Below are 26,302 nucleotides of genomic sequence, written 5' to 3'. Positions count from 1 at the left end.
AGAGGTGTTTATGATTCATGCTAATTAAGCCCCCTGATATGCATACTGTATATGACCAATCTACGTCTCCTTTCACTTGTGCTTATTTTTAGCACTAGCAGAACTACATTTTTAGTATACCTAAGCAGTGCTTTTTTTGTAGGATACTAATACCAATCGACTTAAATATTTAGCCTTTTTAGCGTGTTAAATAAAGCGTTAAAGGCGTTATAAACTTCTTATGTGGAGCAACTACATGTCGAAATTTATGCCTTATTGTCACTCTATTTATCTATCCCTATAAATGTTTAGAAACCTAACACGATTGGTATAGAAGCGAATTAAAACTATCGGTTTTGGTAAAACGAGCTAAGAAAGGATAGAACTGCAACCTACAAGATTTAACGTAGTTTCAGGCACAAAAAAGGACGCTAAAAAGCGTCCTAATATTGAATGATGGTGGAGGAAGAGGGATTCGAACCCTCGTTAGGGATTAACCTAAACACACTTTCCAGGCGTGCGCCTTCAGCCACTCAGCCATTCCTCCACGGTGTTGCTTAGCAACAGCGCGTTATAGTATGAAATAGGTTACACAGGTGCAAGGTCTTTTTAAATTTGTGCTGTTAAGTGTCTAATAATCAATCAGCAATTTACTTTAGGCATAAAAAAACGGCTAAACCTTAAGGTTTAACCGTTTTTATGTATTAGGCTAATTACTTAGCCATGCTAGCTGTAAAGTCTAACATGCGATTAAGTGACTTGAGCGCGCCTTCGCGTAAGTCCATATCTACAAACACTTCTTTACCACGGGGGTCTATCAGAGCTTCTTCTATCGCTTTTAAGCCATTCATTGCCATCCACGGGCAATGTGCACAACTTTTACATGACGCGCCCTCACCCGCTGTTGGGGCTGCAAAAAACTCTTTTTCTGGGCATAGCTGCTGCATTTTGTAAAAAATACCGCGGTCTGTCGCTACAATAAACTTATCGTTATCCATTGTTTGCGCAGCTTTTATTAGTTGACTGGTTGAGCCAACCGCATCTGCCAGTGCCACTATTTCTGCAGGTGACTCTGGGTGCACCAATACACCCGCGTCTGGGTGCAGGGCTTTCATATCTTTAAGCGCTTTTGTTTTAAATTCATCGTGTACGATACATGCGCCGTTCCACATGATCATATCGGCGCCAGTATTTTTTTGAATGTAGCTACCAAGGTGTTTATCTGGGCCCCAAATAATTTTTTCACCTTGCTCATCTAGGTGCTCTACGATTTCAAGCGCGCACGATGAAGTTACAATCCAATCTGCACGGGCTTTAACCGCTGTAGAGGTGTTTGCATACACTACAACTTTACGATCAGGGTGCTGATCGCAAAACGCTGAAAACTCATCAATAGGGCAACCAATATCTAACGAACACGTTGCTTCTAGCGTTGGCATAACAACTGTTTTGTTTGGCGTTAAAATTTTAGCGGTTTCACCCATAAAACGTACGCCTGCAACGATTATCATGTCTGCATCGTGGCGTGCACCAAAACGTGCCATTTCTAATGAGTCGGCAACACAGCCCCCTGTTTCTTCGGCAAGTGCCTGAATTTCAGGATCTGTGTAGTAATGGGCTACCAGCACTGCATTTTTATCTTGCAGTAGTTGTTTAATACGTGCTTTATATTCGCCTTGCTCGTCTTTAGTTAACGGCGCTGGCTTAGGAGGAAAGATATAACCTTCAGGCATAATAGTTTGAGCTAGACTCATGTTCTCGACCACTTCATCTACAGTGCATTAATTACGGCAAATTATACGAGAATACACGGGCAAATAACAGCTATCTGGGCATGCTGTTTATAAATAAAAATAAGAAACTGATTTAAATAAAATAAGGGGAGTGTTGAGATTTTTTAGAAGTGGTGGGTCATGATGGACTTGAACCATCGACCAATGGATTAAAAGTCCACTGCTCTACCAACTGAGCTAATGACCCGCTCTAAATTCTGTGTAGAATTAACATGCTGCGTAAATCCGCCGATTAAACCAATCTTTACCTAAATAAAGAATGGTGGGTCATGATGGACTTGAACCATCGACCAATGGATTAAAAGTCCACTGCTCTACCAACTGAGCTAATGACCCGCTCTAAATTCTGTGTAAAATTAACACGCTGCGTAAATCCGCCGATTAAACCAATCTTTACTTTAATAAAGAATGGTGGGTCATGATGGACTTGAACCATCGACCAATGGATTAAAAGTCCACTGCTCTACCAACTGAGCTAATGACCCGCTCTGTGTGCTACTGTTTAAGTGAGCTGCGTAAATCCGCCGATTGAACCAATCTTTACCTAAATAAAGAATGGTGGGTCATGATGGACTTGAACCATCGACCAATGGATTAAAAGTCCACTGCTCTACCAACTGAGCTAATGACCCGCTCTGTGTGCTTACTATTAAGTGAGCTGCGTAAATCCGCCGATTGAACCAAACTTTACTTAAATAAAGAATGGTGGGTCATGATGGACTTGAACCATCGACCAATGGATTAAAAGTCCACTGCTCTACCAACTGAGCTAATGACCCGCTCTAAATTCTGTGTAAAATTAACACGCTGCGTAAATCCGCCGATTAAACCAATCTTTACTTTAATAAAGAATGGTGGGTCATGATGGACTTGAACCATCGACCAATGGATTAAAAGTCCACTGCTCTACCAACTGAGCTAATGACCCGCTCTGTGTGCTTACTATTTAAGTGAGCTGCGTAAATCCGCCGATTGAACCAATCTTTACCTAAATAAAGAATGGTGGGTCATGATGGACTTGAACCATCGACCAATGGATTAAAAGTCCACTGCTCTACCAACTGAGCTAATGACCCGCTCTGTGTGCTTACTATTAAGTGAGCTGCGTAAATCCGCCGATTGAACCAAACTTTACTTAAATAAAGAATGGTGGGTCATGATGGACTTGAACCATCGACCAATGGATTAAAAGTCCACTGCTCTACCAACTGAGCTAATGACCCGCTCTTTTTGCCGCATTTTGAGTGGGGTAACCATTCGTTTGCTGCGGGCGCTTATAATACTTATTTATAAAATGAGTGCAACCGAAAATGTCTCTTTTTTTCAGTTTTTATGCCTAGGTGAGCAAAATTAAAGCGTTTGTGCTCAAACTACATGCAAATACAAGATTCGCCGAGTATTTCTATGTAGTTTGAGCTTTAAATACACCGCTTAAATGCGTCCTAATTAGCTAGACGCTCGGTTGCAAGTTTTGCAGCAGTTGTACTTGGATATTGGTTAATTAGATCACCCAATATTTTTTGTGCCTCTTGATTCAGGCCTTGCTCTTGTAAAAGCGTGCCTAACTTTAACATGGCATCTGGTCGTTTATTTGAGTTAGGAAACTCATTAACCACAACTTTAAAATGCTCACTTGCTTTTACACCATCATTTTTAATGGTCAGCAACTGCCCAAGCCAATAATGTGCATTAGAGGCATACACAGAATTAGGATAGGTTGTTAAAAATGTTTGAAACTCAGGAATAGCTTGGTCGTAGCGTTTATCTTTCATTATTAGCGCTACTGCACGCTCATACGCTTCGTTTTCAGATAAGTCACTGCTATAGGTTTGTGCGTCGCTCGATTGCGTGTAATCGGTTGCAGGCGCAGCAGCGGGTTGTGTATACGCTTGGCTTACGCGGTTTTCTATTTCTTGATAAAGCTCACGCTGGCGCTGAAGTACTTTTTCAAGTTTATAACTTTGCTCTTCAGTAACACCGCGAATTTGGCTTACTTCATCTTGAAGTAGATTAAGTTGTTGCTGTAATTCAACTTGTAATAAGTTTCGCGACTGCATCATGTTTTCTAGTGACGCTAAACGCTTCTCTATGCTCGACTGTGAACTTGCAGCTTCTGAAACAGGAGCGGGAGCAGCCAAAACTTGGGTGCTCCCGCTCAATATCATGGCTGCCAAAATAATTTTCGGCTTCATAATATCTCTTATCTTAGTAAACTAGTACCGCACGGCGGTTTTTAGCGAAAGCTGATTCAGTGCGAGATTTAACCATTGGTTTCTCTTCACCGTAGCTAACTACTGACATTTGGCTAGCAGAAACACCTAAGCTTTGTAGGTATTTTTCTACAGCTTGGCCACGGTGCTCACCTAGTGCAATGTTGTACTCAGGCGTACCGCGCTCATCAGCGTGACCTTCAATTAATACTTTTACTGAAGGGTTCTGAACTAAAAACTCAGCATGTGCACGAAGTAATTCTGCGTACTTGTTCTCAACAGTTGCTTTGTCGAAGTCAAAGTAAATAATTTGTTCTTGACGAAGCGCTTCATACTTTTGACGAAGTTGCTCTTCTGCTTGTTGTTCAGGTGAAATTGTTGCTACTTCAACTGTATCCGTGTTTGTTGATTGCTCAACTGCACTTTGATTTGATTGGTTAGCTGCGCCTTCATCAATATCTGAAGATGAGCTACAAGCGGCTAATGTCATTACTGGCACAGCGATTAGCAGGCCTTTAAGTACTTTGTTAAGTTGCATTGAGTAGATTCCTATTTTTGAGTAAACCAGCAAATATTACTGTAAATATGGCGACCAAGCTGGCGCCTTTACTTGTCCGTCTAGCACGGGTAAACGTGCTTTAAAGCGACCGTCCATCGATACCAGCGCGAGTACCTGTTTATTATTATGAAGCGTGCTATAAATGATCATCGAACCATTTGGCGCTATGCTCGGTGATTCATCAAGGCGAGTTCGCGTTAATACTTGAAACGCGCCTGTAGCCAGCTCTTTCTTAGCAAGATGGTACTGCCCGTTGGTACGGTTAACCATCACTAATTCTTTACTGTCTGGCGTTATAGAACCCGCTAGGTTCATATCGCCGTCGAAGGTCAATCGTTGTGACCTACCAGTTCTTAAATTTAACTTATAAATCTGGGCATTACCACCCCTTTCAGATGTAAACACAATATCCTGGCCATTTGGATACCAAGATGGTTCAGTATCTATACTACGGTGGCGTGTAAGGCGTGTTTCTTTACGGGTTGCTAAATCTAAAACGTAAACTTCGGTTGCACCTGTTTTATCTTTAGAAAGCACCAATAACATTTTTTTGCCATCTGGTGAAAATTGCGGTGCACCGTTAATACCGCGGTAACTAGTGATCAGCTCACGCTTACCTGAGTATAGGTCTTGAATGTAAATTTGGCTTTGGCGGTTTTCAAACGTTACATACGCAAGCTTAGTTCCATCTGGTGACCAAGCTGGCGACATTAACGGCTCTTTTGAGCGCAATAATACTTGCTCGTTAAAGCCATCGTAATCGGCAACCACTAATTGGTATGGCTTAGCTTGGTCTTCACGTACGATTACATAAGCAATTTTAGTTAAAAACGCGCCTTTTTCACCGGTTAGCTTTTCATATACTACATCGCTTATGCGGTGTGAATAACGGCGAAAGCCACTTTCACCAATTACGCTTTCGCGTGCTTCTAAAATATGATCTTGGCTTTTTACTAGTTTACCGCTGCTCATCATTTGAGTTTGGCCACCGGTAATTTGCCCACGAATAACATCAACTAATTCGTAGCGTACTAAGTAACGCCCATCAGTTTGTTGCTCTACCTCGCCTACTACAACCGCTTCTACACCTTGGTTTACCCATGCTGCGTAGTCAATGTCGCCGTCTTTATTAGGAAGCTGTGGCATTTGTGCTACATCTACCGGTTTAAACTTACCACTGCGCATTAAATCGGCAGCAATTACATCGCTCAATTTTTGTGGAATTGGGCCAACACCGTTGTATTTAAAAGGCACGATGGCAATAGGACGTGCGCCGTCTACACCTTCAGTTATTACAATTTCAAGTGCCGCATTTGCCACACCCTGAAATCCTAATAATATAACTACAAAGGCTACTTTAATTTTGCTGAACATATCATTCCTTTAAAATTCTGGCTTGATTGTTAAATTAATATTCTTAAGTTGCTCGAATACGTCTTTGTCTTTAGATACAGGTAATGTATCGGCCATGCGCACAGCTCTAAGTGCAGCTTCACACACTAGCTTATCACCCCCTAACGATTTAACTTGCGTTACTAAACCATTAAACCCAAGACGAATATTTACTCGACACTGTTGGTTTTTCATTTTTTCATCAATCAGTAAGTTTTGCTGAATGCGCGCCATAATTAAAGCACGGTACTTATCAACTTCGCTTACTACTTGCTGTTGGCGTATTTTACTACGTGCAGCCTGCTCTTTAGCAAGTTGTTCTTGTAACATTTGCTCTTGCAGCGCTTGCTGACGTTTACGCTCTGCTTCTTTTGCACGTTCTTTAGCTTCTGCTTCACGCTTTTTACGCTCTGCTTCGGCTTTTTTCAGTGCCTCTTCTTCTGCTTTGCGTTTATCTGCAGCAGCTTTAGCAGCGTTTTCAGCTTCTTGCTTTTGCTTTTCAGCTTGTTTTGCTTTAGCACGCTCTTTTTGTTCAATTTCGCGCGCTTTTTTAGCTTCAGCCTCAGCTTGTGCTTTTTCTTTCTCTTTTGCTTTGCGCTGTTGCTCTAGCTTTTTAATATTACGCGCTTCGGCTTCACGCTGTTTACGCGCATTGGCGGCTCTGCGTTCTAAGTCGCGAATGCGTTTATCTTCAGCGCGTTTTTTAGCATCTTCTTTTTTTTGTAGCTCAGCAATTTTTTGCTCAACTTGTTTTTGATCAACCGTGACCGCCGAAACCGCATTATCAGGCTCAGGAATAGCCGAATTAAGAGTCACTTCCATTACTTTAGGTGCCGGTGGGTGTATATTTGCAGTTGCCCACAAAAAGCCCCCTAAACCTAAATGTAAAAGTACTGACTTGATTATAGAACTATTCATGTTACTACTGTGTCCCCTCAAAGGATTCTGTCATTAAACCCACAGATGGTACGCCAGCATTCTTTAAAAAGTCCATTAATAACAACACTTCTTGGTAAGAAACCTTACCAGAGCCTTTAATCATTACTGGTACATCAGGGTTTTTCATTAGCTGTAGCTTAATAACCGCGGCCACATCAAGTGCTTCCATCGGCTCCTCTGGATCAGTGCCTATGCTTACATAGTACTTACCTGCCGAGTCAATTGAGGCAATAATAGGCGGCGTGTCTTTAGTATCAACTAAATCCGACTCTTCCATTTTTGGTAAATCAACTTTTACACCGTGAGTAATAAGCGGTGCTGTTGCCATAAATATAATTAGCAATACCAACATTACATCAATGTAAGGTACTACATTAATTTCTGCGACCGGACGGCGCTTCTTACGCTGATACATTCGCTTTAGCCTCTATTTGGGTAGCTGCTTGACGGTGTAAAATATTGGCAAATTCTTCCATAAAGTTGATGTAGTGTGATTCTAGTTTTTCAACTTTATTAGCAAAGCGGTTATACGCAATAACAGCCGGAATAGCCGCAAATAAGCCCATTGCCGTTGCAATAAGTGCCTCAGCAATACCTGGCGCTACCATTTGTAATGTTGCTTGCTTCACTTCACCAAGTGCAATAAAGGCATTCATAATACCCCACACCGTACCGAATAAGCCGATATATGGGCTAATTGAACCCACTGTCGCTAAAAACGATAAGCTCGATTCTAGTTTTTCAATTTCACGTGACAGTGCCACACGCATAGAGCGATGCGTACCTTCCATTACAATGCCAGCACTTTGAAAGGTGTTCTTTTTATGGCGTGCAAACTCTTTAAAGCCTGATGTAAATAACGCTTCAATACCATGAGATTGACCGCTACGTGATGAGATTTCGTTGTATAGTTTGCTTAAGTCGATACCTGACCAAAATTTTTGTTCGAATTTTTTTGCATCAGACAAGGCGTCGCTAATTGCTTTTTTGCGCTGAAAAATAATTGCCCATGACATAACAGACATTGCTACTAGCGCTAGCATTACTAACTGCACAAGCAAACTGGCTTCTAGAATTAGATCTAAAAAATTAAGCCCTGATCCCACGTTAAACTCCTAAATAATTTCAAAAAACGTCAATTTGGTTATTTTGTGTAAATAAGACCATTGTAACGGCCATAAGTTGCATCTAGTGTATCGAGTCAAGGGTTTACTGACAACGATATTGCTATGAATTGGCAACAAAAAACGTTAAACATACGCTTAATCGCTCGTTTGTTTCTAAAACGCGACTACCGCGTTTAGTAAAACACAACTTAATACTACAAAAGTGCGTAAATATACGCAGTAAACTTAATAAAACGCACCGTTTATTCATAAAAAGTGCATAAGCACGCAAAAGTAATTCAAGCCACTTTGCATGTACTAATATAACTAATACTGTAACAATACAGCTCAGACCAGTTATTTATTAATTTTCAGCCACTTATAAAATTAACGAATAATTAACGTACAAGTTTCGAACAACAATAAAATTCATCAGATTAGTTTTTCTTATCTGAAATTTTAAATTTTCTAGTTTGAACAAAAAATGCTTATTCCGTATTATTCTCCCATACCGAGCTTACGCACTGAATGAAACATTTTTCATTAAGCCAAGTTCTTAGTAATAGGATTTTTAATCGTATTACATTGTTTTACTCTTTTTGGATAAAACCTGATTAAGTAAAACGTAGTTCCCTGGATTACTTCCTTCAACTTGTTGTTTGCCCGCATTATATGCGGGCTTTTTTTTGCCTAAATTTTACCACCAACTTGGCATACAATAAGTATAAATTACACAATCTATTTAATTACCAACGGTGTATTTACTGTCTTTTTTTACCCGTTCGTATCTTTGAATTATCTACTTTCAGATAACAAGCATGTTTATTACAAGGTAAAACTTATTAACACAATTAGCGCCACGTCTAATCTCTTATGCTGCTACTGTTTTAAAGCTAACTGGTTTTAATGGTACGCAGCATAGCCACGCCAGTCTTAACGTTAAGTGAATTACAAAACGATTTTAATTTATTGGTTACATTTGCAACAAAGTGGCTGAAAGCTGAGTAAGTTTTAAAAAATTATACTAATTTTCTTAATTAAGTGAGCTATGTTGAGGCTGGAAAAACGTGTTGATAGCTAGGCAAAAAATTCGCTATTTAGTTGTTCTTGGCAATTGCTCCTGCATTGCTATACCTTCTGCATACAGTCGTAAATAAGAGTTTTTAACGCAGGTAGCGACACGTTTACCTCGCAAAATGATTAAGTGTTATTGCAAATTGGTATTACATTTAACAGAGGAAGTAGCCCGCTACATTTACTGTAACAGGCTAAAGAGGGGTTAATCTTGTTTTGGGAGTAAACCAAAGTGATGATACGCATTGTCAGACACAATTCGCCCGCGCGGTGTGCGCTGAATAAAGCCTTGCTGAATTAAAAATGGCTCTATTACATCTTCAATGGTTTCTTTTTCTTCGCCTATGGCGGCGGCTAAATTATCTAGCCCTACAGGCCCACCCATAAATTTTTCGATAATGGCAAGTAAGTATTTACGGTCCATGTAATCAAACCCGCTTTTATCTACGTCAATCATATCAAGGGCAAGTTCGGCAACGGAGGCGTTTACTGTACCATCTGATTTTACTTGCGTGTAATCGCGCACACGGCGCAATAAGCGGTTAGCTATACGCGGTGTGCCTCGTGAGCGTTTTGCAATTTCGGTAGCGCCATCGTCGCACATTTGTAAATCTAGGTAATGTGCAGAGCGCCCCACTATATGTGATAAGTCAGCTACTGAGTAAAACTCTAAGCGCTGCACTATACCAAAACGGTCTCTTAGTGGTGAGGTAAGTGAGCCTGCGCGTGTTGTCGCGCCAATAAGCGTAAACGGCGGTAAGTCTAATTTAATAGAGCGTGCAGCGGGGCCTTCACCAATCATAATATCGAGTTGGTAATCTTCCATTGCGGGGTAAAGTATTTCTTCAACTTGTGGGCTGAGTCTGTGTATTTCATCAATAAACAGCACATCGCCTTCTTCAAGGTTGGTAAGCAATGCAGCAAGATCGCCGGCTTTTTCAAGTACTGGGCCTGAAGTGGTTTTAATACTTACATTAAGCTCATTGGCCACAATATTAGCAAGCGTGGTTTTACCTAAGCCCGGCGGGCCAAATATTAATAGATGATCGAGCGCTTCACCGCGGCTGCGCGCTGCCTCTATAAATATTTCCATTTGCTGCTTAACATGCGGCTGACCTTTGTAGTCGGCTAAAAGCTTGGGCCTTATTGCGCGGTCTATGGTGTCTTCGTTGGTTTTTTCGCTCGCGTCAATTAAACGATCAGCTTCAATCATGGGTTACTCACAACATTGATTTTAAAGATTCTTTAATAAGAACCTCAGTAGACATATCGGGTTTACTTACCGATTTTACTGCTTTTTGCGCCTGTGGCAATTTATAACCAAGCGCAACAAGTGCCGATACGGCATCGTCTGCAGCATTATTGGCAATTGTTGCATCGCTAGGAGGCTCTATAACGGCATTATCGCTAAATGGCGTAAATAAATCGTTACCCCAATCTTTTAAGCGGTCTTTCATTTCAAGCACTAAACGCTCAGCAGTTTTTTTACCCACACCCGGTAATTTAACCAATGTTGTGGCATCTTCGTTGTTTACGCAACTAACAAATTGTTGCGCCGACATGCCCGACAATATTGCTAAGCCTAGTTTAGGGCCCACACCATTTGCTTTTAATAGTTCTCTAAAAAGCGCGCGCTCGGTTTTATTATTAAAGCCAAATAATAGTTGTGCGTCTTCGCGTACTACAAAGTGCGTGTACACTATGGCGTTTTCGCCAATATTGGGTAAGTCGTAAAAACAGGTCATGGGCATTTGTACTTCGTAGCCTACGCCGCTTACTTCTAATAAAATTTCGGGCGGCTGCTTTTCAACTAAAATGCCATTTAAACGGCCAATCATATTTATTTCCTTAAACGTCCTCTAACGGTTTTGCTTGCGCTACCCGCTAGTTTTATTAAATTTTGTTCTGAGTGCGCATGGCAAATTGCAATGGCAAGCGCATCGGCCGCATCGGCTTGCGGTGTGCCAGGTAATTTTAAAATATTTTTTACCATGTGTTGCACTTGCGATTTATCGGCGCCGCCATTACCTACCACGGCTTGTTTAATTTGCCGGGCTGAGTATTCAAATACGGGTAAGTCGGCCATAGAGGCTCCCACTATCGCGGCTCCTCGGGCTTGACCAAGTTTTAGCGCGGCATCCGGGTTATGCGCCATAAATACTTTTTCTATGGCAAAGGTTTCGGGGGAGAACTGCTCTATTATTTGCGTGATCCCTTGGTAGATCATTTTTAATCGTATGGGGAACTCATGCTCGGCTAATTTAATACACCCGCTTCCTAAATAGGTAAATTTAGCGCCTTGATGCGCAACCACACCATAACCGGTTAAACGCGAACCTGGGTCTATCCCTAAAATAATGGCCAAACAGCACACTCATTATTGTTATTTTTCAATAACGGTAATAATGCCAGAGCACTGTATAAATTACCAGTGGCGAGTAAAAACAAAAACGCCCGCAACTTAGTGCGGGCGTTCAGCGTTAAAAGTATAGCTTAGGCTAAAGCACGTACTAAGCCTTGGGTATTTTGTTTAAGTTTACGGGCAATCATAAAGTAGCCAAGCGCGGCTACAAACACCCCGCCCGACACAGGCCCTATTAGCCAAATTGCTGGGTGCAATTTACCGGCTAAGTCAAACATTTGCTGCTGAACAATCAATAAGGCTACATCACTAAATAATGCGGCTACAAACCCAGCTAAGCCACCTAATAGCAAAAACTCATAAAGCGTCGCATTTTTTATTAACCGCCCTTTGGCGCCTAAAGTTCGCAGTATTACTATTTCTTGCATTCGCTCGCCAAGGCTCGCTTGCACCTGAGATATAAGCACTAATGCGCCACACAAAACCACAATAGCAAGCACAAAGCCAATAGCTAACGACACCTGCTCAATGGTTGATTGTATTTGCTTAACAAAGTTATCTACATCGATGGCAGTAATGGTTGGATAAGTGCGCAGTAACTGGCTAAACGCTTTCTTTTGCTCTGGCTCTATACGCACAGATGAAATATACGTTGCCGGAAAATCTTTTAGCACATCGGGGCTTAAAATAATAAAAAAGTTAGGTTTTAGCGTCGCCCAATTTACTTTACGCACACTGGTAATTTTGGCGTCAAATGATTGCGCACCAATTAAAAATGTTAAGGTGTCGCCTATTTCTACGTCTAGGCGCTCTAACATAGACTCCTCAACCGATGCCTCACCCACTGCGCCTTCGCCAAACCACTGCCCTTGCACAATTTCGTTTTGGGCTGGCACATTATCAAGCCAGGTTAGATTAAGCTCACGGCCAATGCCTGAACGCGCTTCTTCATCTTTTTTCTCGTTATCTTGCAACGACACTTTACGCGCAACAAGCTCGCCATTTACCGCATTTACTCGCCCACGAATGGTTGGATAAAAATCCGAAACTAAAATATCGTTCTCTGCTAGGTAATTATTTACAGGCTCAAGTTCGTTTTGCGTAATATTAACTAAAAATGCATTAGGCGCATCGGCGGGTAATTGAGACTGCCAATCTGAGATCATGTCATTTTTAAGCACAATCAAAAACAATAGCAATTTTATCGCCAATGAAAAGCTAATAAGCTGCACCGCATTTACGTTGGCACGCTTTTGTATAGAGGCAATGGCTAACGACCAACTATTGCCTGGTTTTAAACCTAATTTACGGCCACCGCCAAATATTAATTTTGAAATAACAAACAAAACCGCAATCAAAGCAAGCGTGGAGACAAATAAAATAAGCGTTATTTTAATGTTGTTACTAAATAACCACATTAATAAAAACACCGTAAGCGCGCTTAAACCTAAGTGCACACGGCTTACCGCTAGTCTGTCGCCTAAATTACGGCGCAATACTCTAAGCGGTGGAATATCAAATAAATCAAGCAGTGGCTTAATAGAGAACATAACTGCACATATAACGCCTGTGCTAATTGCCACCAGCCAAGGTTTAAACCCGGCGGCAGGTAAGCTCATATCCATGCTTTTTGCTAAATAACCAGTGGCTATTTCTTGCAATCCGTAACCTATGGCTAATCCCACAATAACCGCTAAAGCACACACCATGAGTAAGTGCATAAAATATATTTTACGAATTAATGCACGGCTTCCGCCAAGTGTTTTCATCATTGCTACGGGGTCGTATTGGCGCTCACAATAACGCTTAGCCGACACAGCAATAGCAACCGTAGCCAAAATAATGCCCAGCAAACCGGCCAGTAATAAAAAGCTTTCTGCACGGTTTAAGCTATTTGATATGGGTGATTGCCTATCTTTTACGCCATACCAACGTTGATTTTCCGCCATTTGCGGCTTTAACCATTCATAAAACCGGGTTATATCTGATTCATCGCCTGCGTAGAGTTGGCGATAATTTACTCGGCTGCCAGGTTGAATAACCTCAGTTTTTGCAACATCAGCAATATTTATAAGCACTCTGCGGCTGCTCGAAAATACATTAAACGGCGCATCTGGCTCTTCAACCACCACTTTTTCTACATTAAATACTGCTGCGCCTAGCTCTACTTGGCTGCCAATATCAATATTTAAGCTGTAAAAAACCGATTCGCTTAGCCACACATTGCCAGGCTTTGGGCCGCCCTGCGCTACTTGAGTTTCGCCAAGCAAAGATGATTTAACTTTTAACTCGCCTTTTAACGGGTATTCGTTAGACGCCGCTTTTACCGAGGTAAATTGCATCTCGTCGTTGGCAAATAACATGGTATCAAAGTAGATCATTTGCGCAGTTTGTAAGTTTTCTTGTTTGGCTTTGCTAATAAACGCCGTATCTAGCTCATGGGCGCTTGCCAGTACTCTATCTGCGGCAATAAACGCGCTACTTTTTTGCGCTATGCTTTGTGCTATTCGCTCAGTGACCATAGACAGTGTAAGCACCGTTAACACCGCCAGCGCAATGGCGGCACTAATTACCGTAAGTTCGCCGCGGCGAAATTCACGTGCAAATAATTTAAGTGCTAACTTAGCCCACATTCGCTACGTCCTCTTTTGAGTTTTTAACTAAGCAGCCCGCTTCAATTTGTACAATATGCTGGCACTTTTGCGCGAGTGCTTCATCGTGAGTTACTAAAATTAGCGTTGTGCCGTGCTGCTGGTTTAAATCAAATAATAGTGACTCCACCATTTTGCCGTTTTTACTGTCTAAATTTGCAGAGGGCTCATCGGCAAATAAAATTTTAGGTGTGCCAATAAAAGCGCGGGCAATGGCTACACGTTGCTGCTCACCACCAGAGAGTTGCGATGGGTAATGATCAATACGATGGCTCAGTCCCACTTTTTCTAATAGGGCTAAAGCTTGCTCTTTGGCATCGCTTTCGCCAGCAAGCTCTGCCGGCAGCATCACGTTTTCAAGTGCGGTTAAGCTTTGTACCAACATAAAAGATTGAAATACAAAACCTACTTTTTCTGCACGCAATGCCGCGCGTTGCTCTTCATCTAATTTATGTAGCGGCTCGCCATCAAGGGTAATTTCACCACTGCTGGCGGTATCTAGCCCCGCTAATAAACTTAATAACGTGGATTTTCCTGAGCCAGAGGTGCCAACAATAGCAACTGACTCGCCATGCTTGACATTAAAGCTGATGTCGCTGAGGATGGGCAACTCACCTTCGAAGGTAGAAACTACTTTAGACAAACCATTTACTTGAATAATATTTAATTGAGAAAGCGCTGACATATGACTCATTCAATCCTACGTTTTGTATTCGTTTTATTTTTAGTTATCAAACCACTTAGTGCGGCGGCCGACAACACGATTTTAATACTTGGAGACAGTTTAAGTGCAGCCTATGGGCTTAAACAAGAGCAAGGCTGGGTTAAATTGTTACAAGATAAATACGATGCAGAGCAGCGTAATATAGAGCTAATTAATGCCAGTATTAGTGGCGAAACTACCGGTGGCGCTTTACGCAGGCTAGATGCCTTACTCGAGCAATACCAACCAAGCCATGTACTTATTGAGCTTGGTGCTAATGATGGATTGCGTGGTTTTCCGGTAACAAAAATGCAGGCCAACTTAACGGATTTAATCGAAAAAAGCCAAGCAGCAGGTGCGATGGTTGCATTAATGGAAATTTACATTCCCCCTAATTATGGGCCGCGTTACAGCAAAATGTTCACCGACAGTTTTACACAAGTAAGTGAAAAAACAAATGCTCATTTACTTAACTTTTTTATGCTTAATGTGGCAGATAAGCCAAACTTAATGCAAAGAGATCAATTACATCCAAATAAAGAAGCACAACCGCTGATACGCGATGAAATGTATGACTCGATCAACCAATGGTTAAATAAAGATTAGCCCGCCTTGTTCTTTGGTGGCTTAACATGCGCTGCACGGCATATGCTTACTAAGGGCGATACGTCCTTAGCTTAAAGTTTTTTAGCTCATTTGCACAATAAACACGCAAACAAACAATCACTTATTGATTTTTAATAAAATATACGTACTATTGCAAACAACGTCGGTATGTAGCGCAGCTTGGTAGCGCACTGTCATGGGGTGTCAGGGGTCGCAGGTTCAAATCCTGCCATACCGACCATTTAACCTCCTCTTTATTTCTTTTTCACTGTCATTTTTCTGTATTACCTTGTATACCTAGCATTTAATACTATGTGTTTAAGGATGACTTATGAAAAAACGTATTGTATTTCCTCTGCTTTTATCTCTTTTTATTTCAAGCTTTGCGTTTGCTCAGGGTAGTTTTCGACTTAAAAACGGAAATCTATTAAGTGTGGGTAAAACTAAATCTGACATTATAGCTGTAGTGGGCGCACCACTTTATAAAGATGTACTTAATGAAGCTGTTGATATTGGTAATGCCGACAATTTAGTTAAAACAGAAGAGTTTACTTATAAACTAAAAGGGTCAATTGGTGGGATGTACATTGTATTGATCCGTTTTGAAAATAATATTGTGACCAGTATTAGTTCAAAACAAGTCGACAGGCTTTAAATATTTTAGAGTTAGTTTTAAGCATTTAAAAGCGCCATACGGCGCTTTTAAGTTTTTATTAGTGTGTACGCCCTACGCCGTTACGCACCATGTCTTTACCGTTTTCAAATACCTCGGCTGTTATGCCACGCGCCAGTAATAACTGTTGTTTGTCGTCAAATACTGCAACAAAATGGCTGCCGTCTTTATTGCTTGTAGCCATACCTACACCCGATACACCTTTTAAGCCTAAGCCGCCGTTTTCTACCATTACTAAAAAGTTCTCTAGCTCTGCTAGGTTGTCGATTATGTCGTGCTCGTTATTCATAAATTGCTCTTTGTAAAATCTACTTGGTTAATGCCTATTCGTAAAACGTAACCACTAAATTAAGCGAATAGGTATAAATTACTTGGGCGCTATTTTATAGCCGATTAAAATAAACATAAACCTTTGTATCGGGTTATTAAGTATATTTAGTACTAGCGCTTAAGGTTAAAAGCGCTCTACATTCAGTGACAAATTACTTAATGCGCAACCATACGGCTGGGTATTAATGCGGTAATAATGCGTATTTTTTGTGGCAGTTAAATTTATTAAAAGGTCATCGTGTTGCCCTACCGCACTTTGCTCTTGGCTTAGGCACATAGCTTGCGTAAGCGAGCGTAGTTTTGAATCGCTTAAAATATTGGCAAAACGCTGCACCGGTAAAGGTGGTATTTTAATAGGCGCTAATGCTTGGCTAATGGTGCGCTCGCTAAGTTCAAACCCGGTATTAGTAATATCTATTACACTGCGAGCAGGCCAGTACGAGTAGTTATAGCTGTTTGCTTTTTGCTGCGTACTTAAATGCGCAACCCCACTTTGCCCTATTACGGTCATTAAATTTCCTTTATTGGATTTAATAACAACGAGGGCTGTATTTTCATCAATACCAAAACCGTGCTTAATATCACCGTTTTTTTGCTTTGCGGTATTTAATGTACCCGCTAGGTTTAGCGTTTGATTTTGCTCACTAAAGCGGGTACTGAGTGGCCCATAGGTAAACGTGTTTAACCCGTTAAGCGCAGTAGGCTGTGGGGCAAGCTTTGCTTTTAATATCGCTTCGCTTTGGTGCTGTGAGAGATAGACGTTTTCACTTTGTATTTTGCTTCCTGCACCTAGCCCTACAATAACAGGGCGAGTTTTAAGCGCGTTAGTCCAAGGGTAGGCAGTATTATTTTCATCATACAGTGCTTTTAAAGCATTTTTAGCCGTGCCGTCGCTAAATAAAACACCGGTGCTGGTGTTTATTAAATTAACTAACGCCTCAACCCCATTATTACAAAGTGTTTGCTCAGCCTTTATGAGCTCAGGGTATACATTGCTGCGATTATACAGGTTCATTTGTGAGTGACGCAGCGCCGGTAAATCAGTACAGGTATTGTTAGTAATTGCTTTAGCAAGTGCAGGTGTAAGCGGCAACCATTGGCTGGTTACACCTTTTGGTAAAAGTGTTTTAAGCGCCTCTACCTGTGCGTATGGGTCGCGCTGGGCTGCGCTAATAATTAATAAGGTAGGTGTTGGGTTAGCAACCTTTAAGCTCCCCGCTATAAATTGCAATATGCCGTTGCTTGGTGGCTCAGATTTTGGGGTGGTGTTTACATGAGGTTGTTCGAGCATATCAAACACAAAGTTAAACTCTTGCTTTGTTAGGCTATTAAGTTGCTCGTTGTTTATATCGCGCCATTGCCAAAGCAGCTCACTTTTAGAGACTGCGTTTGCATTTTTGCTACTAAGGGCACGTAAGGTATTTAAAACATTTGCTTGGTTATTTGAATTGTTAGTAGGCCAATTTAACTTTATTTGCTCAAGGTTAGCATTGGTTACCTTAAACACGCTTTGTGACTTTGAGTTATTTTGCGTATTGCAACTTTGCGCCGTATTAGCACTGCAGCTATTAATTGTACTACCGGCTAAAATAAGGGTTTGCTCTTGCTGCTGGGCAGACCCTTTAAATGAAAATAAAGTAAATAAAACGAATATAAAGCTCACTCGCTTTGTAAAAAAAGCACGGGTACGCATAACGCTCTCAAAAATGATCTAAATAGGCGTTAAGTTTAACAGCATGTAATGGCAGGCTAAATAGTAAATGTGGGTCTCAATGATTGCGACACATGGCATTAGTGTATAAAGCTAGTTTGACTGCTAGTTACAAAAGCGCGATGTGCGTTTTACGCAGCCAATACTCTTACATTTAACCATTAATCTTACTTATTATGCTTACTTTGTTTTACAAACAAATTAGAGGCTATATCAATAGGGTAATTATCGTTTATTAGCTCGCTAATAAATTCAGAACACGCAGATGGCGGAGCAATTAAATAGCTTTTATGCTTAGCGCGCGTGATCCCTACGTACAATAAACGTCGCTCCTCTGAATGATTAAAGGTATCTGGTGCGGGCAATAATGCCTCAACAAGTAAATTACCAGAGTTATCGCTTGGAAAACCTAACTTTCCCTGCTCAAAACCTATAATAATACAGTAATCGGCTTCGAGTCCTTTAGAGCCATGCAGTGTCCAAAAGTGCAGTGGGTTAGCAAAGTTGTTACCTGCTAAGTGCTGCTCTACCTCATTAAGCATAAACCGATAACGGCTCAATACGGCAATACTGGCCGTGCTATTATTTTTATTAATTGTGGCTATAGTTTGCTGCACTTTTAGTGCTACTGACTTTTTACCTTGGTGTAAATCGTCAAGTAACACAACTTGAGGGGTGCTTACTTGCGTATGTGTGGTGATGTGCTTTTTATATTGTTCAGGGTTTTGCATTACAAAGCGCCCCGCTACCTCACTAATACTGTTGTTATATCTAAACGTTTTTTGCAATAACGTGAGTGAGTGACTGCCTATTAAATCGTTAAACTGTGTGGTGAGCGCCAAATTACCGCCTGAAAACCGATAAATAGCCTGCCAATCATCGCCAACCGCAGTAAAACAAGGTTGTGGACCACTCTTTATTAACGTATTTAAAAACGCCATGCGTGCGCATGAAATATCTTGAAATTCATCAACTAAAATGTGGCGCCAAGGTACACTTACCTCCCCCGACTTAACCGCCTGAGCTGCGCTTGCAATCATGTCGTCAAAATCAATAGCATCTTGCTCTTTTAATTTTTCGTAGTATGCACGCTGCATTGCCACCAATAATGTTGCATAACTTTTATGATTTATAATGCCACTTTTAGCTATTCGCGCTGCTATTTGAGTGTTAGATAACTGCTCACCCCGTATTGCGCTTAGGCAGTTTAAGTACTTATTTATATTTTGCTTTAACAGCCCTGTTGCAGATAAACGCTCGTACACTGCGTGGTTATCTACGGGGTTAATGTTCACTTTATGTTTTTGTAGTTGTGCTTTTAAACGCTGCTCAAGCTGACCTTCTTGCCAGTTATAATGAAATGTTTGCACCAACGCATGGCCCTGTTTTTTATGGTGCGCGCGTACATATTTAATATGCTCGCTATTGTGAAAGTTAGCCGCGTGCTGCACTGAATTACCTTGCCTATCTGTCACAAAATGCGCCAAGTAAACCTGGTGCTGTGGCAAGTAAAAATCGGCGGTGTCATCATTTTGGTAAGTGTGTTCAATACCATACATATAAAGCCAGTTGGCAACTAATAAGTGCTGATAACTGCTTACTTTTAGCCCCGATAGGGTGTGATAGGTTTGTGCTTTTATTGCGGTTTTAGTTGCGGTTCTAGTTTCGGTATTGAGGCTATCAGTAGGTTCATACAGGGTCTCAACAAAGGTTTTACAAAAACGTGAGTCTGTTTTTAGGGTATTACTAAGCCACTGGGTAAACCATTTATTAAGCGCCATAGCATCGTTTGCAAAAGGCGATAAGCTACGTGTTTTATTAGCGCTTTGCAGTAACTTAAGCCCCAGCGCATGAAAGGTTAAAATAGTAGGCGGCGTAACGTTTAAATTTGCTTGCTGCGCCCTTAAATTAAAGCGTTGATTTAATTCGTTTGCCGCATTTTTATTATAAGCAAGTATCAATATTTGCTCGGGCTTTACACCACCGTGGGCAATTAAATCCAGGGCCTTTGCAACCATTACTGAGGTTTTGCCAGTGCCTGCGGCCGCTAGCACTAAATTTTTGTCGTTATTGCGTATAACAGCAAGGCGTTGATCGTTTGTAAGCGGGTTTGATTCAACCACATTATAGAAGTCGGCTCTTGCCGTTAGTGTTTTTTGCTCATAACTTTTACGTAGCTGCTCTGTGGCATGCGCTACTGTTGGTGAGCTACTTAAAATAGTTAAAAACTTAATATTAATGGCCGATAAATGCTGCTGCCATAGTGCAGGTATTGCGCCGTACTGCTGTGCCAGTGAAAACACCGCCGATTTTAATAACGGCACGTTTGAGTCGCGAAGATACTCGTTTGTTGCATAACGTTTTACAAGCGTTTTTGCTGTATTCACTTTTTCTTCTAGGTGATTGGCAAAAACGCTGTTTAGCTGCTCACTAAGCGTTTGAGCCTGCTGTTTATTTAAAAAGCTAATTACCGTTTTTTTATTATGGTTGAGGGTTATTTTCCCGCTAAACAGGCCTTTTTTAAATTGGGTAAAATTAGTAAAGTCGCTAATTAAATAGGCGCGTGAAGTATTATTTTTAAAATGTATAACGAGTGAACTTTGCTTAATAGTAACGGTGCTAATACGCGTAAAAAAACGTCCTAACCAGCTTGGAGTGGCAATAAACTGCGCCATAAAACCTTGAATAAACTAAAATTAAAAATAAATTTTATCACAGTTTAAACGCCAAGGCGCGCCGCGCCTTAAATGTGGCAGCCTGGTTAACCAAAGCATGTACAAGCAGGCCTCATAAATAGCCCAAAGGCTGTGTACATTGGGTGTTTAAACTGAGGTAAACTCCTCCTAAAACAATCAACTCGTCTTAAGTATTTACTCTAAACAGGTGTTTAAATTTGCTTAAACTTTACGTTTGAATATTGAACAAATTGCACTATTAGTTTAATGTGAAGCTTTTATTAAACGAGAAATAATATGGATTTAACTAAGGAAGAGTTAAGTTTTATTTCGTCTGTTGTAGGCAGTAACAAGGACAATACAAACGATAACTCGCAGCTTAGCTTAAAAACGGCTTTGCCAGATACACTAAAAGGTTTGTTGTCTCACGCTAAATTAACCATGTTAGCTGAGGTGGGCCATTATCAGTTGTGGTTTCCGCTTGAGTTTAAGCTCAACGATGACGGCTACTTAAACCCCGTACTGAGTGCGCCTGAGGTAATAGATACCGAAGGTGTAGACAGAAGCTGGCGTTATTCAGACCTGCATTTACAAAGCGAGCGCTTTTATGTGCTTTCGCTCTCAAGTAGTGGCGTGCTATTAAAGCCGCGCGATCATCGCTATAGCCTTACCCACGCGCAACATATTACGTTTAAACTACCCAATAAGAAAAAAGTCACTCTGCTTATAGATTTAGTCCGTAAAACTAATTTAGGCTATGCCGCAAAAATTATCAGTATCAAAAGTGGTAAAGAGGCATTACGTGAGTATTTATTTGAAAAACATAAACGTGAAAACGCTACCTTGTACGAAAACACGGCAGGTGTAACTGAGCATTTCTAGTTGCAGGCCGTTAATTGCAGCGATAAGCTAACGCCTTTATAAAGCGACAAGTTAAAGGCACACAATGAGCGACACTTTATACCCAATTGGTACCCCTAATAAACCATGGAACGACAGTGATAAAGCAGCATGGTTACAATTTCAACAAAAAAAGCGCGATTATAACCAGCTCGTAGTAAGTAAAATTACCCAGCCTAATGAGTTTTTAGATGTTGAGCAGTACGGCGAATTAAATTATTCGCCACTTAGCTTTGCACTTTATTTATTTAAAAGTAAAAATTGGCAAAGTGATCGCCCTACCGTGTTAATTACTGGGGGTGTGCACGGCTACGAAACAAGTGGCGTTATGGGTGCGCTGGCATTTGCTCAAACCGCTGTTGCACCTTATACAACGCGTTTTAACTTTATTATTGCGCCTTGTATTAGCCCGTGGGGTTTTGAAACCATAAACCGCTGGAACCCAGAAGCTATTGATCCAAATCGCTCTTTTTACGATAACAGCCCTGCCCAAGAATCTGCAGCTATTATGAAATATGTAGCCTCGCTAAACACTGAGTTAGTTGCGCATATTGATCTGCACGAAACCACAGACACAGACAACAGTGAATTTAGACCTGCTTTGGCGGCTCGCGATGGTAAAATTAACACCAACTGGAACATACCAGATGGTTTTTATTTAGTGGCTGATAGCAAAAAACCAGCACCTGAGTTTCAAAAAGCCATTTTAAATAGTGTTGAGAAGGTGACGCACATTGCCCCCAGTGATGAAAACAATCAATTAATTGGTGTACCGCAGGAACAATTTGGCGTTATCAATTACGCAGCACGCGAATTGGGCTTATGCATGGGCTTTACCAATGCCCCTTATGTAACTACAACCGAAGTATACCCAGATAGCCCAACTGCCTCAGATGAGCAGTGTACTCAAGCGCAAGTTGCTGTTATTACCGGCGCGTTAGATTATTTAAAGTCACTTTAGGGGGCTTTTAATACCCATGTGCAATAATACTTAATCATTTTTTGGGGCTAAACGTGTCGCTACCTTCGTTAAAAAACTTTTATTTAAGACTGCATGGATGCAGAAGGGAGAGCAATGCAGGAGCAATTGCCAAGAACAACTAAATAGCGAATTTTTTGACAAGCTATCAACATGTTTTTCTAGCCTCAAAATAGCTAACTTAATTAAGCGAATTGGTATTAGTTATAAACTAATTAAAATTAGGAACCTACAATGAAGTATAAAAATAAGCATGCTGAGGTAACTTTATCCGTTGAGGGCAATATAATTATTGCCCAATTTAGCGGAAATTTAGACCTAGAGCTATTGGCCAACTTTAAAACTGCCCTTTTTGATACAGTGGCTGAATTTGAAGGTAAGCAATGGGGTTACATAAGCGACTCATCGTGTGTACTTGCAGCTACGCCCGATGCAGAGCAAGAAATGGTCGCCATAAGCACACATATGCAGCATACTAACTGCTTGATAAGTGCATTTGTCCTCACCTCCCCTATTGCTATAAGCCAAATGCAGCGAATAATGCAAAACGCTAAACGCGATGTAGATTTTAACCAATGTTTATTTGATAACCTAGATGCTGCAAAACGTTTTATTTCATCGCAATTAAATAATGGCGTGAGCTAATTTTAGCCCAAGCCATTGCTAGTTTTTATAAAACTGACTTGTTTTAGTAATCGCTATGTCAGGGTTTTCTACGGCGGTAATCACAAAGCTAACTGGGGTCACTTTTGTTGCTATGTCGTAGCCATCGGCGGTGACTGTAACCGGAATTTTTTTCATCACTCCTGGCAGTACCAAAATAGAGCTTGGCGCACTAAGTGTGGCCATAGGTAGGCCTTCAATGGCTACGCCGTAGTGCAATGGCTGCTGGGTTTTATTGATAATAGTGAGTGTGTATGGGTTTTCTACCAAACCTTCATAATTTACACGGTATAATGCGTTTCTGTCGCGCAGTACCGATGCCTCTATTGGCGTACGTTGCAATACCCACGCAATCATAGAAATAAGTAATACCCCTGTTAATACACCATACCCCACTAATTTAAGCCTAAATGGATTGGTTTTTTTACCTTCTAGCTGTTTTTCGCTGGCATATTTAATTAACCCTTTTTGATAGCCAAATTTATCCATAGTGTCGTCACAGGCATCAATACATAAGCCACAATTTATACACTCGTATTGCAAACCGTTACGAATATCTATGCCCGCGGGGCATACCTCTACACATAAATTACAATCAACGCAGTCGCCTAAATTAAGGGCTTTAGGATCAGCTTTGCGTTTGCGAGGGCCTCTGTTTTCACCGCGCTTTGCATCGTAGCTCACTACCAATGTATCTTTATCAAACATCACCGATTGAAAGCGAGAATACGGACACGCCACATTACACATTTTTTCGCGTAAAAAGCCGGCATTTCCATAAGTACAAAATGCAAATAAAAACACCCAAAAGCTGGTAATGCACGACCACTGTAAGGTAAACATTTCAAGGTATAAACTTTTAGCGGGAATAAAATACGCCATAAACGACGTTGCAGTAAGCAGCGATATAACAAGCCACGCAGCGTGTTTTGTTATTTTTTTACGCCACTTAAATGTACTCCATGGCGATTTATCTAACTTTATACGCTGATTACGAGTACCTTCTATACGTTGCTCAACCCAACTAAACATTAACATCCAGATTGTTTGGGGGCAGGTATAACCACACCACACGCGGCCAAGCCAATTCGTGACAAAAAACAAAGCAAACGCGCCTACCATAAATAGCAGCGCTAAAATCATAAAGTCTTGCGGCAGTAAGGTTAAACCAAAAATAGTAAACTTTTGCGTGGCTACATCAAGCAGTACGGCTTGCTCACCTTTGTATTGAATCCAAGGAATGGCAATAAACATAAGCATAAGTAACCAACCAAGGTTACGGCGTATTTGTTGGTAAAAGCCTTTTTGCTCACGAATATAAATAGGCCCTAGTGTGTTATAGGGCTTGATGATCATATCTTCTTCTTTAATATCAAACTTCATAGTAGCTACTTAATAGTGACGGTATTAATGCTACTTTTGCAACTTTCAGACCAAGCTGAAAGTTTAACTAACCAATTGATATTAAATACATTTATAAATTACCGGAAAAATTAATCCGCGATATTTAACGAATACCGCGATATATCACGTATTTTTGCTTATTCCAAGTTTACGCATTTTTGAGCGCAAAGTGCTCTCGGGCAGGCCTAATTTGCAAGCAGCGCCTTTATCGCCAGATATTTGCCACTGTGATAATTCAAGCACCGCAATAATGTGCTGTTTTTGCGCCTCTGCAAGCGTAAGTGATGTATTTACAGCTGTGCTTGCATCGCCATGCAATGGCTGACTAAGTTTAAGGACAGTATGTTTAGTTAAAATAGCTTCGCGCTCTAGTACGTTTTGTAACTCGCGAATATTACCAGGCCAATCATAAGCTTGTAGTTGGCTAATCGCTTTTTTACTCACCCCTTTTATTTGCTTTGCTAAGCGTTTATTTAGTTGAGTAATTAAATTGGTGCATAAATAAGGAATGTCTTCTTTGCGCTCTTTAAGCGCAGGCACTTTAATAGGAAACACATTAAGGCGGTAATATAAATCAATTCGAAAGGTGCCTTTTTGCACCATTTGCCATAAGTCGCGGTTGGTTGCTGCCAATACTCTAATATTTACCTTAAGCGTAGTACTGCCGCCAACCCGTTCAAACTCTTGCTCTTGTAATACCCTTAGCAATTTACTTTGCGCTTCTAATGGCAGCTCAGCAACTTCGTCTAAAAACAGTGTGCCTTTGTCGGCCAGTTCAAAGCGGCCTTTACGTCGCTCGTTTGCACCGGTAAACGCACCGCGCTCGTGGCCAAATAATTCAGACTCCAACAAGCTTGGCGTAAACGCTGCGCAGTTCACTTTTATAAATGCTTGATTACTGCGCTTACTTAACCGGTGTAAGTTACGCGCCACCAGCTCTTTGCCCGTTCCATTTTCACCTAAAATTAATACTGTGCTGTCGGTTTCGCTAACAAGTTTAATTTGCGCCAACATAGCTTGAAAAACATGGCTTTGGCCAACTAAACCTGAGTCTTGCCAGTCTTCGTTAAGCTCTGCAATTAGGTAGTTATTTTCATCTTGCAGCTGCTCACTTAAATGCTTAACTTGCTCAAGCGCTTGCTTAAGTTCGTTTTGGGTTTGCTGCTGCGCCGATATATCGCGAAATACCGCGACCGCACCAATTAACTCACCTTGCCTGTAAACGGGGGTTGATGTGTATTCTACTGCAAACGAGGTGCCGTCTTTGCGCCAAAATACTTCGTTTTTAACCTCGCGGCGTTTGCCATCAAACATGGTGCAATATATTTGGCATTCATCGGCTGGATAAGGAGAGCCGTCGGCGTGGCTGTGATGATGATACTGATGTATTTTTTTGCCCAACAATTCTTGGGCTTTCCAGCCAGTCATACGTTCAGCGGCTGGGTTTACAAACACCGCATTGCCCGATAAATCAAAGCCGTAAATGCCCTCTCCTACCGCATTAAGTAAAAGTTTGGGGTCATTTAAAAATTGTTTTATCATTGCATCATCCTCGCGAAATATCACGATTATTATGCCATAAAGTGACGCGCT

22 protein-coding genes and 10 tRNA genes are annotated in these 26,302 nt (G+C 41.1%); 6 read left to right on the top strand and 26 right to left on the bottom strand.

The window, feature by feature from the left end:
* Nucleotides 1–436 precede the first annotated feature (436 nt).
* The 21 genes from PSH50_RS07320 to PSH50_RS07220 all read right to left on the bottom strand — a co-directional run bounded on the left by PSH50_RS07320 (nucleotide 437) and on the right by PSH50_RS07220 (nucleotide 14,750).
* Nucleotides 437–526 (bottom strand) — tRNA-Ser (locus PSH50_RS07320).
* Nucleotides 527–692: 166 nt separating this feature from the next.
* The gene (gene nadA / locus PSH50_RS07315) at nucleotides 693–1,733 is read right to left on the bottom strand and encodes a quinolinate synthase NadA (protein ID WP_004589501.1); all 1,041 of its coding nucleotides are present in this window, start codon (nucleotides 1,731–1,733) and stop codon (nucleotides 693–695) included.
* A gap of 150 nt (nucleotides 1,734–1,883) precedes the next feature.
* Nucleotides 1,884–1,959: transfer RNA gene (locus tag PSH50_RS07310), tRNA-Lys, on the bottom strand.
* A gap of 73 nt (nucleotides 1,960–2,032) precedes the next feature.
* A tRNA-Lys gene (locus tag PSH50_RS07305) sits at nucleotides 2,033–2,108 on the bottom strand.
* 73 nt (nucleotides 2,109–2,181) lie between these two features.
* Nucleotides 2,182–2,257 (bottom strand) — tRNA-Lys (locus PSH50_RS07300).
* 71 nt (nucleotides 2,258–2,328) lie between these two features.
* Nucleotides 2,329–2,404, bottom strand: a tRNA-Lys gene (locus PSH50_RS07295).
* Between the two features lie 71 nt (nucleotides 2,405–2,475).
* Nucleotides 2,476–2,551: transfer RNA gene (locus tag PSH50_RS07290), tRNA-Lys, on the bottom strand.
* 73 nt (nucleotides 2,552–2,624) lie between these two features.
* Nucleotides 2,625–2,700, bottom strand: a tRNA-Lys gene (locus PSH50_RS07285).
* A 72-nt stretch (nucleotides 2,701–2,772) separates the two neighbouring features.
* Nucleotides 2,773–2,848, bottom strand: a tRNA-Lys gene (locus PSH50_RS07280).
* Between the two features lie 71 nt (nucleotides 2,849–2,919).
* A tRNA-Lys gene (locus tag PSH50_RS07275) sits at nucleotides 2,920–2,995 on the bottom strand.
* Between the two features lie 219 nt (nucleotides 2,996–3,214).
* Nucleotides 3,215–3,964 carry a tol-pal system protein YbgF gene (gene ybgF / locus PSH50_RS07270; protein ID WP_004587278.1) on the bottom strand — a complete coding sequence of 250 codons (750 nt, stop codon included), beginning with the start codon at nucleotides 3,962–3,964 and terminating at the stop codon, nucleotides 3,215–3,217.
* Between the two features lie 13 nt (nucleotides 3,965–3,977).
* The gene (gene pal, locus PSH50_RS07265) at nucleotides 3,978–4,520 is read right to left on the bottom strand and encodes a peptidoglycan-associated lipoprotein Pal (protein ID WP_004587277.1); all 543 of its coding nucleotides are present in this window, start codon (nucleotides 4,518–4,520) and stop codon (nucleotides 3,978–3,980) included.
* 36 nt (nucleotides 4,521–4,556) lie between these two features.
* On the bottom strand, nucleotides 4,557–5,915 hold the full coding sequence (tolB, locus tag PSH50_RS07260; protein ID WP_248461289.1) for a Tol-Pal system beta propeller repeat protein TolB: 1,359 nt from the start codon (nucleotides 5,913–5,915) through the stop codon (nucleotides 4,557–4,559).
* 9 nt (nucleotides 5,916–5,924) lie between these two features.
* A complete protein-coding gene (gene tolA / locus PSH50_RS07255) occupies nucleotides 5,925–6,851 on the bottom strand; it encodes a cell envelope integrity protein TolA (RefSeq protein WP_024032176.1) in 927 nt (308 codons plus the stop codon).
* Between the two features lie 4 nt (nucleotides 6,852–6,855).
* On the bottom strand, nucleotides 6,856–7,287 hold the full coding sequence (tolR, locus tag PSH50_RS07250) for a protein TolR (protein ID WP_004587274.1): 432 nt from the start codon (nucleotides 7,285–7,287) through the stop codon (nucleotides 6,856–6,858).
* Nucleotides 7,274–7,978: a protein TolQ gene (gene tolQ / locus PSH50_RS07245; protein ID WP_004587273.1), complete on the bottom strand. Its 705-nt coding sequence runs from the start codon at nucleotides 7,976–7,978 to the stop codon at nucleotides 7,274–7,276. The genes tolR and tolQ overlap by 14 nt, the downstream gene beginning before the upstream one ends.
* Nucleotides 7,979–9,257: 1,279 nt before the next feature.
* Nucleotides 9,258–10,265, bottom strand: coding sequence for a Holliday junction branch migration DNA helicase RuvB (gene ruvB, locus PSH50_RS07240; protein WP_004587272.1), 1,008 nt, complete (start codon nucleotides 10,263–10,265; stop codon nucleotides 9,258–9,260).
* 7 nt (nucleotides 10,266–10,272) lie between these two features.
* Nucleotides 10,273–10,890: a Holliday junction branch migration protein RuvA gene (gene ruvA / locus PSH50_RS07235; protein WP_089347320.1), complete on the bottom strand. Its 618-nt coding sequence runs from the start codon at nucleotides 10,888–10,890 to the stop codon at nucleotides 10,273–10,275.
* A gap of 2 nt (nucleotides 10,891–10,892) precedes the next feature.
* On the bottom strand, nucleotides 10,893–11,417 hold the full coding sequence (gene ruvC, locus PSH50_RS07230) for a crossover junction endodeoxyribonuclease RuvC (RefSeq protein ID WP_004587270.1): 525 nt from the start codon (nucleotides 11,415–11,417) through the stop codon (nucleotides 10,893–10,895).
* Between the two features lie 128 nt (nucleotides 11,418–11,545).
* Complete coding sequence (locus tag PSH50_RS07225; RefSeq protein ID WP_096041932.1) at nucleotides 11,546–14,047, bottom strand: ABC transporter permease; 2,502 nt, start codon at nucleotides 14,045–14,047, stop codon at nucleotides 11,546–11,548.
* Entirely contained in the window at nucleotides 14,037–14,750 is a 714-nt protein-coding gene (locus PSH50_RS07220; protein ID WP_004587268.1) for an ABC transporter ATP-binding protein, read from the bottom strand. Before PSH50_RS07220 ends, PSH50_RS07225 begins: the two co-directional genes overlap by 11 nt.
* Between PSH50_RS07220 and PSH50_RS07215 the strand changes: the two genes are divergently transcribed.
* The 3 genes from PSH50_RS07215 (at nucleotide 14,751) to PSH50_RS07205 (ending at nucleotide 16,029) form a co-directional block, all read left to right on the top strand.
* Complete coding sequence (locus PSH50_RS07215; RefSeq protein ID WP_273588075.1) at nucleotides 14,751–15,374, top strand: arylesterase; 624 nt, start codon at nucleotides 14,751–14,753, stop codon at nucleotides 15,372–15,374.
* A 164-nt stretch (nucleotides 15,375–15,538) separates the two neighbouring features.
* Nucleotides 15,539–15,615, top strand: a tRNA-Pro gene (locus PSH50_RS07210).
* Nucleotides 15,616–15,705: 90 nt separating this feature from the next.
* Nucleotides 15,706–16,029: a hypothetical protein gene (locus PSH50_RS07205; RefSeq protein ID WP_273588074.1), complete on the top strand. Its 324-nt coding sequence runs from the start codon at nucleotides 15,706–15,708 to the stop codon at nucleotides 16,027–16,029.
* Between the two features lie 58 nt (nucleotides 16,030–16,087).
* Here PSH50_RS07205 and PSH50_RS07200 read toward each other — a convergent pair whose 3' ends face one another.
* From PSH50_RS07200 to PSH50_RS07190, 3 genes are all read right to left on the bottom strand, one after another.
* Nucleotides 16,088–16,336 carry a hypothetical protein gene (locus PSH50_RS07200; RefSeq protein ID WP_004587250.1) on the bottom strand — a complete coding sequence of 83 codons (249 nt, stop codon included), beginning with the start codon at nucleotides 16,334–16,336 and terminating at the stop codon, nucleotides 16,088–16,090.
* A 165-nt stretch (nucleotides 16,337–16,501) separates the two neighbouring features.
* Nucleotides 16,502–18,070 carry a cyanophycinase gene (locus tag PSH50_RS07195; protein ID WP_273588073.1) on the bottom strand — a complete coding sequence of 523 codons (1,569 nt, stop codon included), beginning with the start codon at nucleotides 18,068–18,070 and terminating at the stop codon, nucleotides 16,502–16,504.
* 185 nt (nucleotides 18,071–18,255) lie between these two features.
* Nucleotides 18,256–20,763: a UvrD-helicase domain-containing protein gene (locus PSH50_RS07190; RefSeq protein ID WP_273609448.1), complete on the bottom strand. Its 2,508-nt coding sequence runs from the start codon at nucleotides 20,761–20,763 to the stop codon at nucleotides 18,256–18,258.
* 297 nt (nucleotides 20,764–21,060) lie between these two features.
* On the opposite strand from PSH50_RS07190, the gene PSH50_RS07185 reads away from it, so the two are divergent.
* The 3 genes from PSH50_RS07185 (at nucleotide 21,061) to PSH50_RS07175 (ending at nucleotide 23,287) form a co-directional block, all read left to right on the top strand.
* Complete coding sequence (locus tag PSH50_RS07185; protein ID WP_096041935.1) at nucleotides 21,061–21,645, top strand: hypothetical protein; 585 nt, start codon at nucleotides 21,061–21,063, stop codon at nucleotides 21,643–21,645.
* A gap of 64 nt (nucleotides 21,646–21,709) precedes the next feature.
* On the top strand, nucleotides 21,710–22,624 hold the full coding sequence (locus PSH50_RS07180; protein ID WP_273609447.1) for a M14 family metallocarboxypeptidase: 915 nt from the start codon (nucleotides 21,710–21,712) through the stop codon (nucleotides 22,622–22,624).
* Between the two features lie 252 nt (nucleotides 22,625–22,876).
* Nucleotides 22,877–23,287, top strand: a complete 411-nt coding sequence (locus PSH50_RS07175) for a hypothetical protein (protein ID WP_029773379.1) — start codon at nucleotides 22,877–22,879, stop codon at nucleotides 23,285–23,287.
* Nucleotides 23,288–23,305: 18 nt separating this feature from the next.
* Here PSH50_RS07175 and ccoG read toward each other — a convergent pair whose 3' ends face one another.
* The gene (gene ccoG / locus PSH50_RS07170) at nucleotides 23,306–24,688 is read right to left on the bottom strand and encodes a cytochrome c oxidase accessory protein CcoG (RefSeq protein WP_273609446.1); all 1,383 of its coding nucleotides are present in this window, start codon (nucleotides 24,686–24,688) and stop codon (nucleotides 23,306–23,308) included.
* A 144-nt stretch (nucleotides 24,689–24,832) separates the two neighbouring features.
* Complete coding sequence (locus PSH50_RS07165; RefSeq protein ID WP_024032193.1) at nucleotides 24,833–26,251, bottom strand: sigma-54-dependent Fis family transcriptional regulator; 1,419 nt, start codon at nucleotides 26,249–26,251, stop codon at nucleotides 24,833–24,835.
* Nucleotides 26,252–26,302: the final 51 nt, after the last annotated feature.

Origin of the sequence: Pseudoalteromonas sp. Angola-7 (genome assembly GCF_028599255.1) — a bacterium.
Lineage (GTDB): Bacteria > Pseudomonadota > Gammaproteobacteria > Enterobacterales > Alteromonadaceae > Pseudoalteromonas > Pseudoalteromonas atlantica.
The sequence above is the reverse complement of the archived record's forward strand: the minus strand, read 5'-3'. Positions and strand labels throughout refer to the sequence as shown.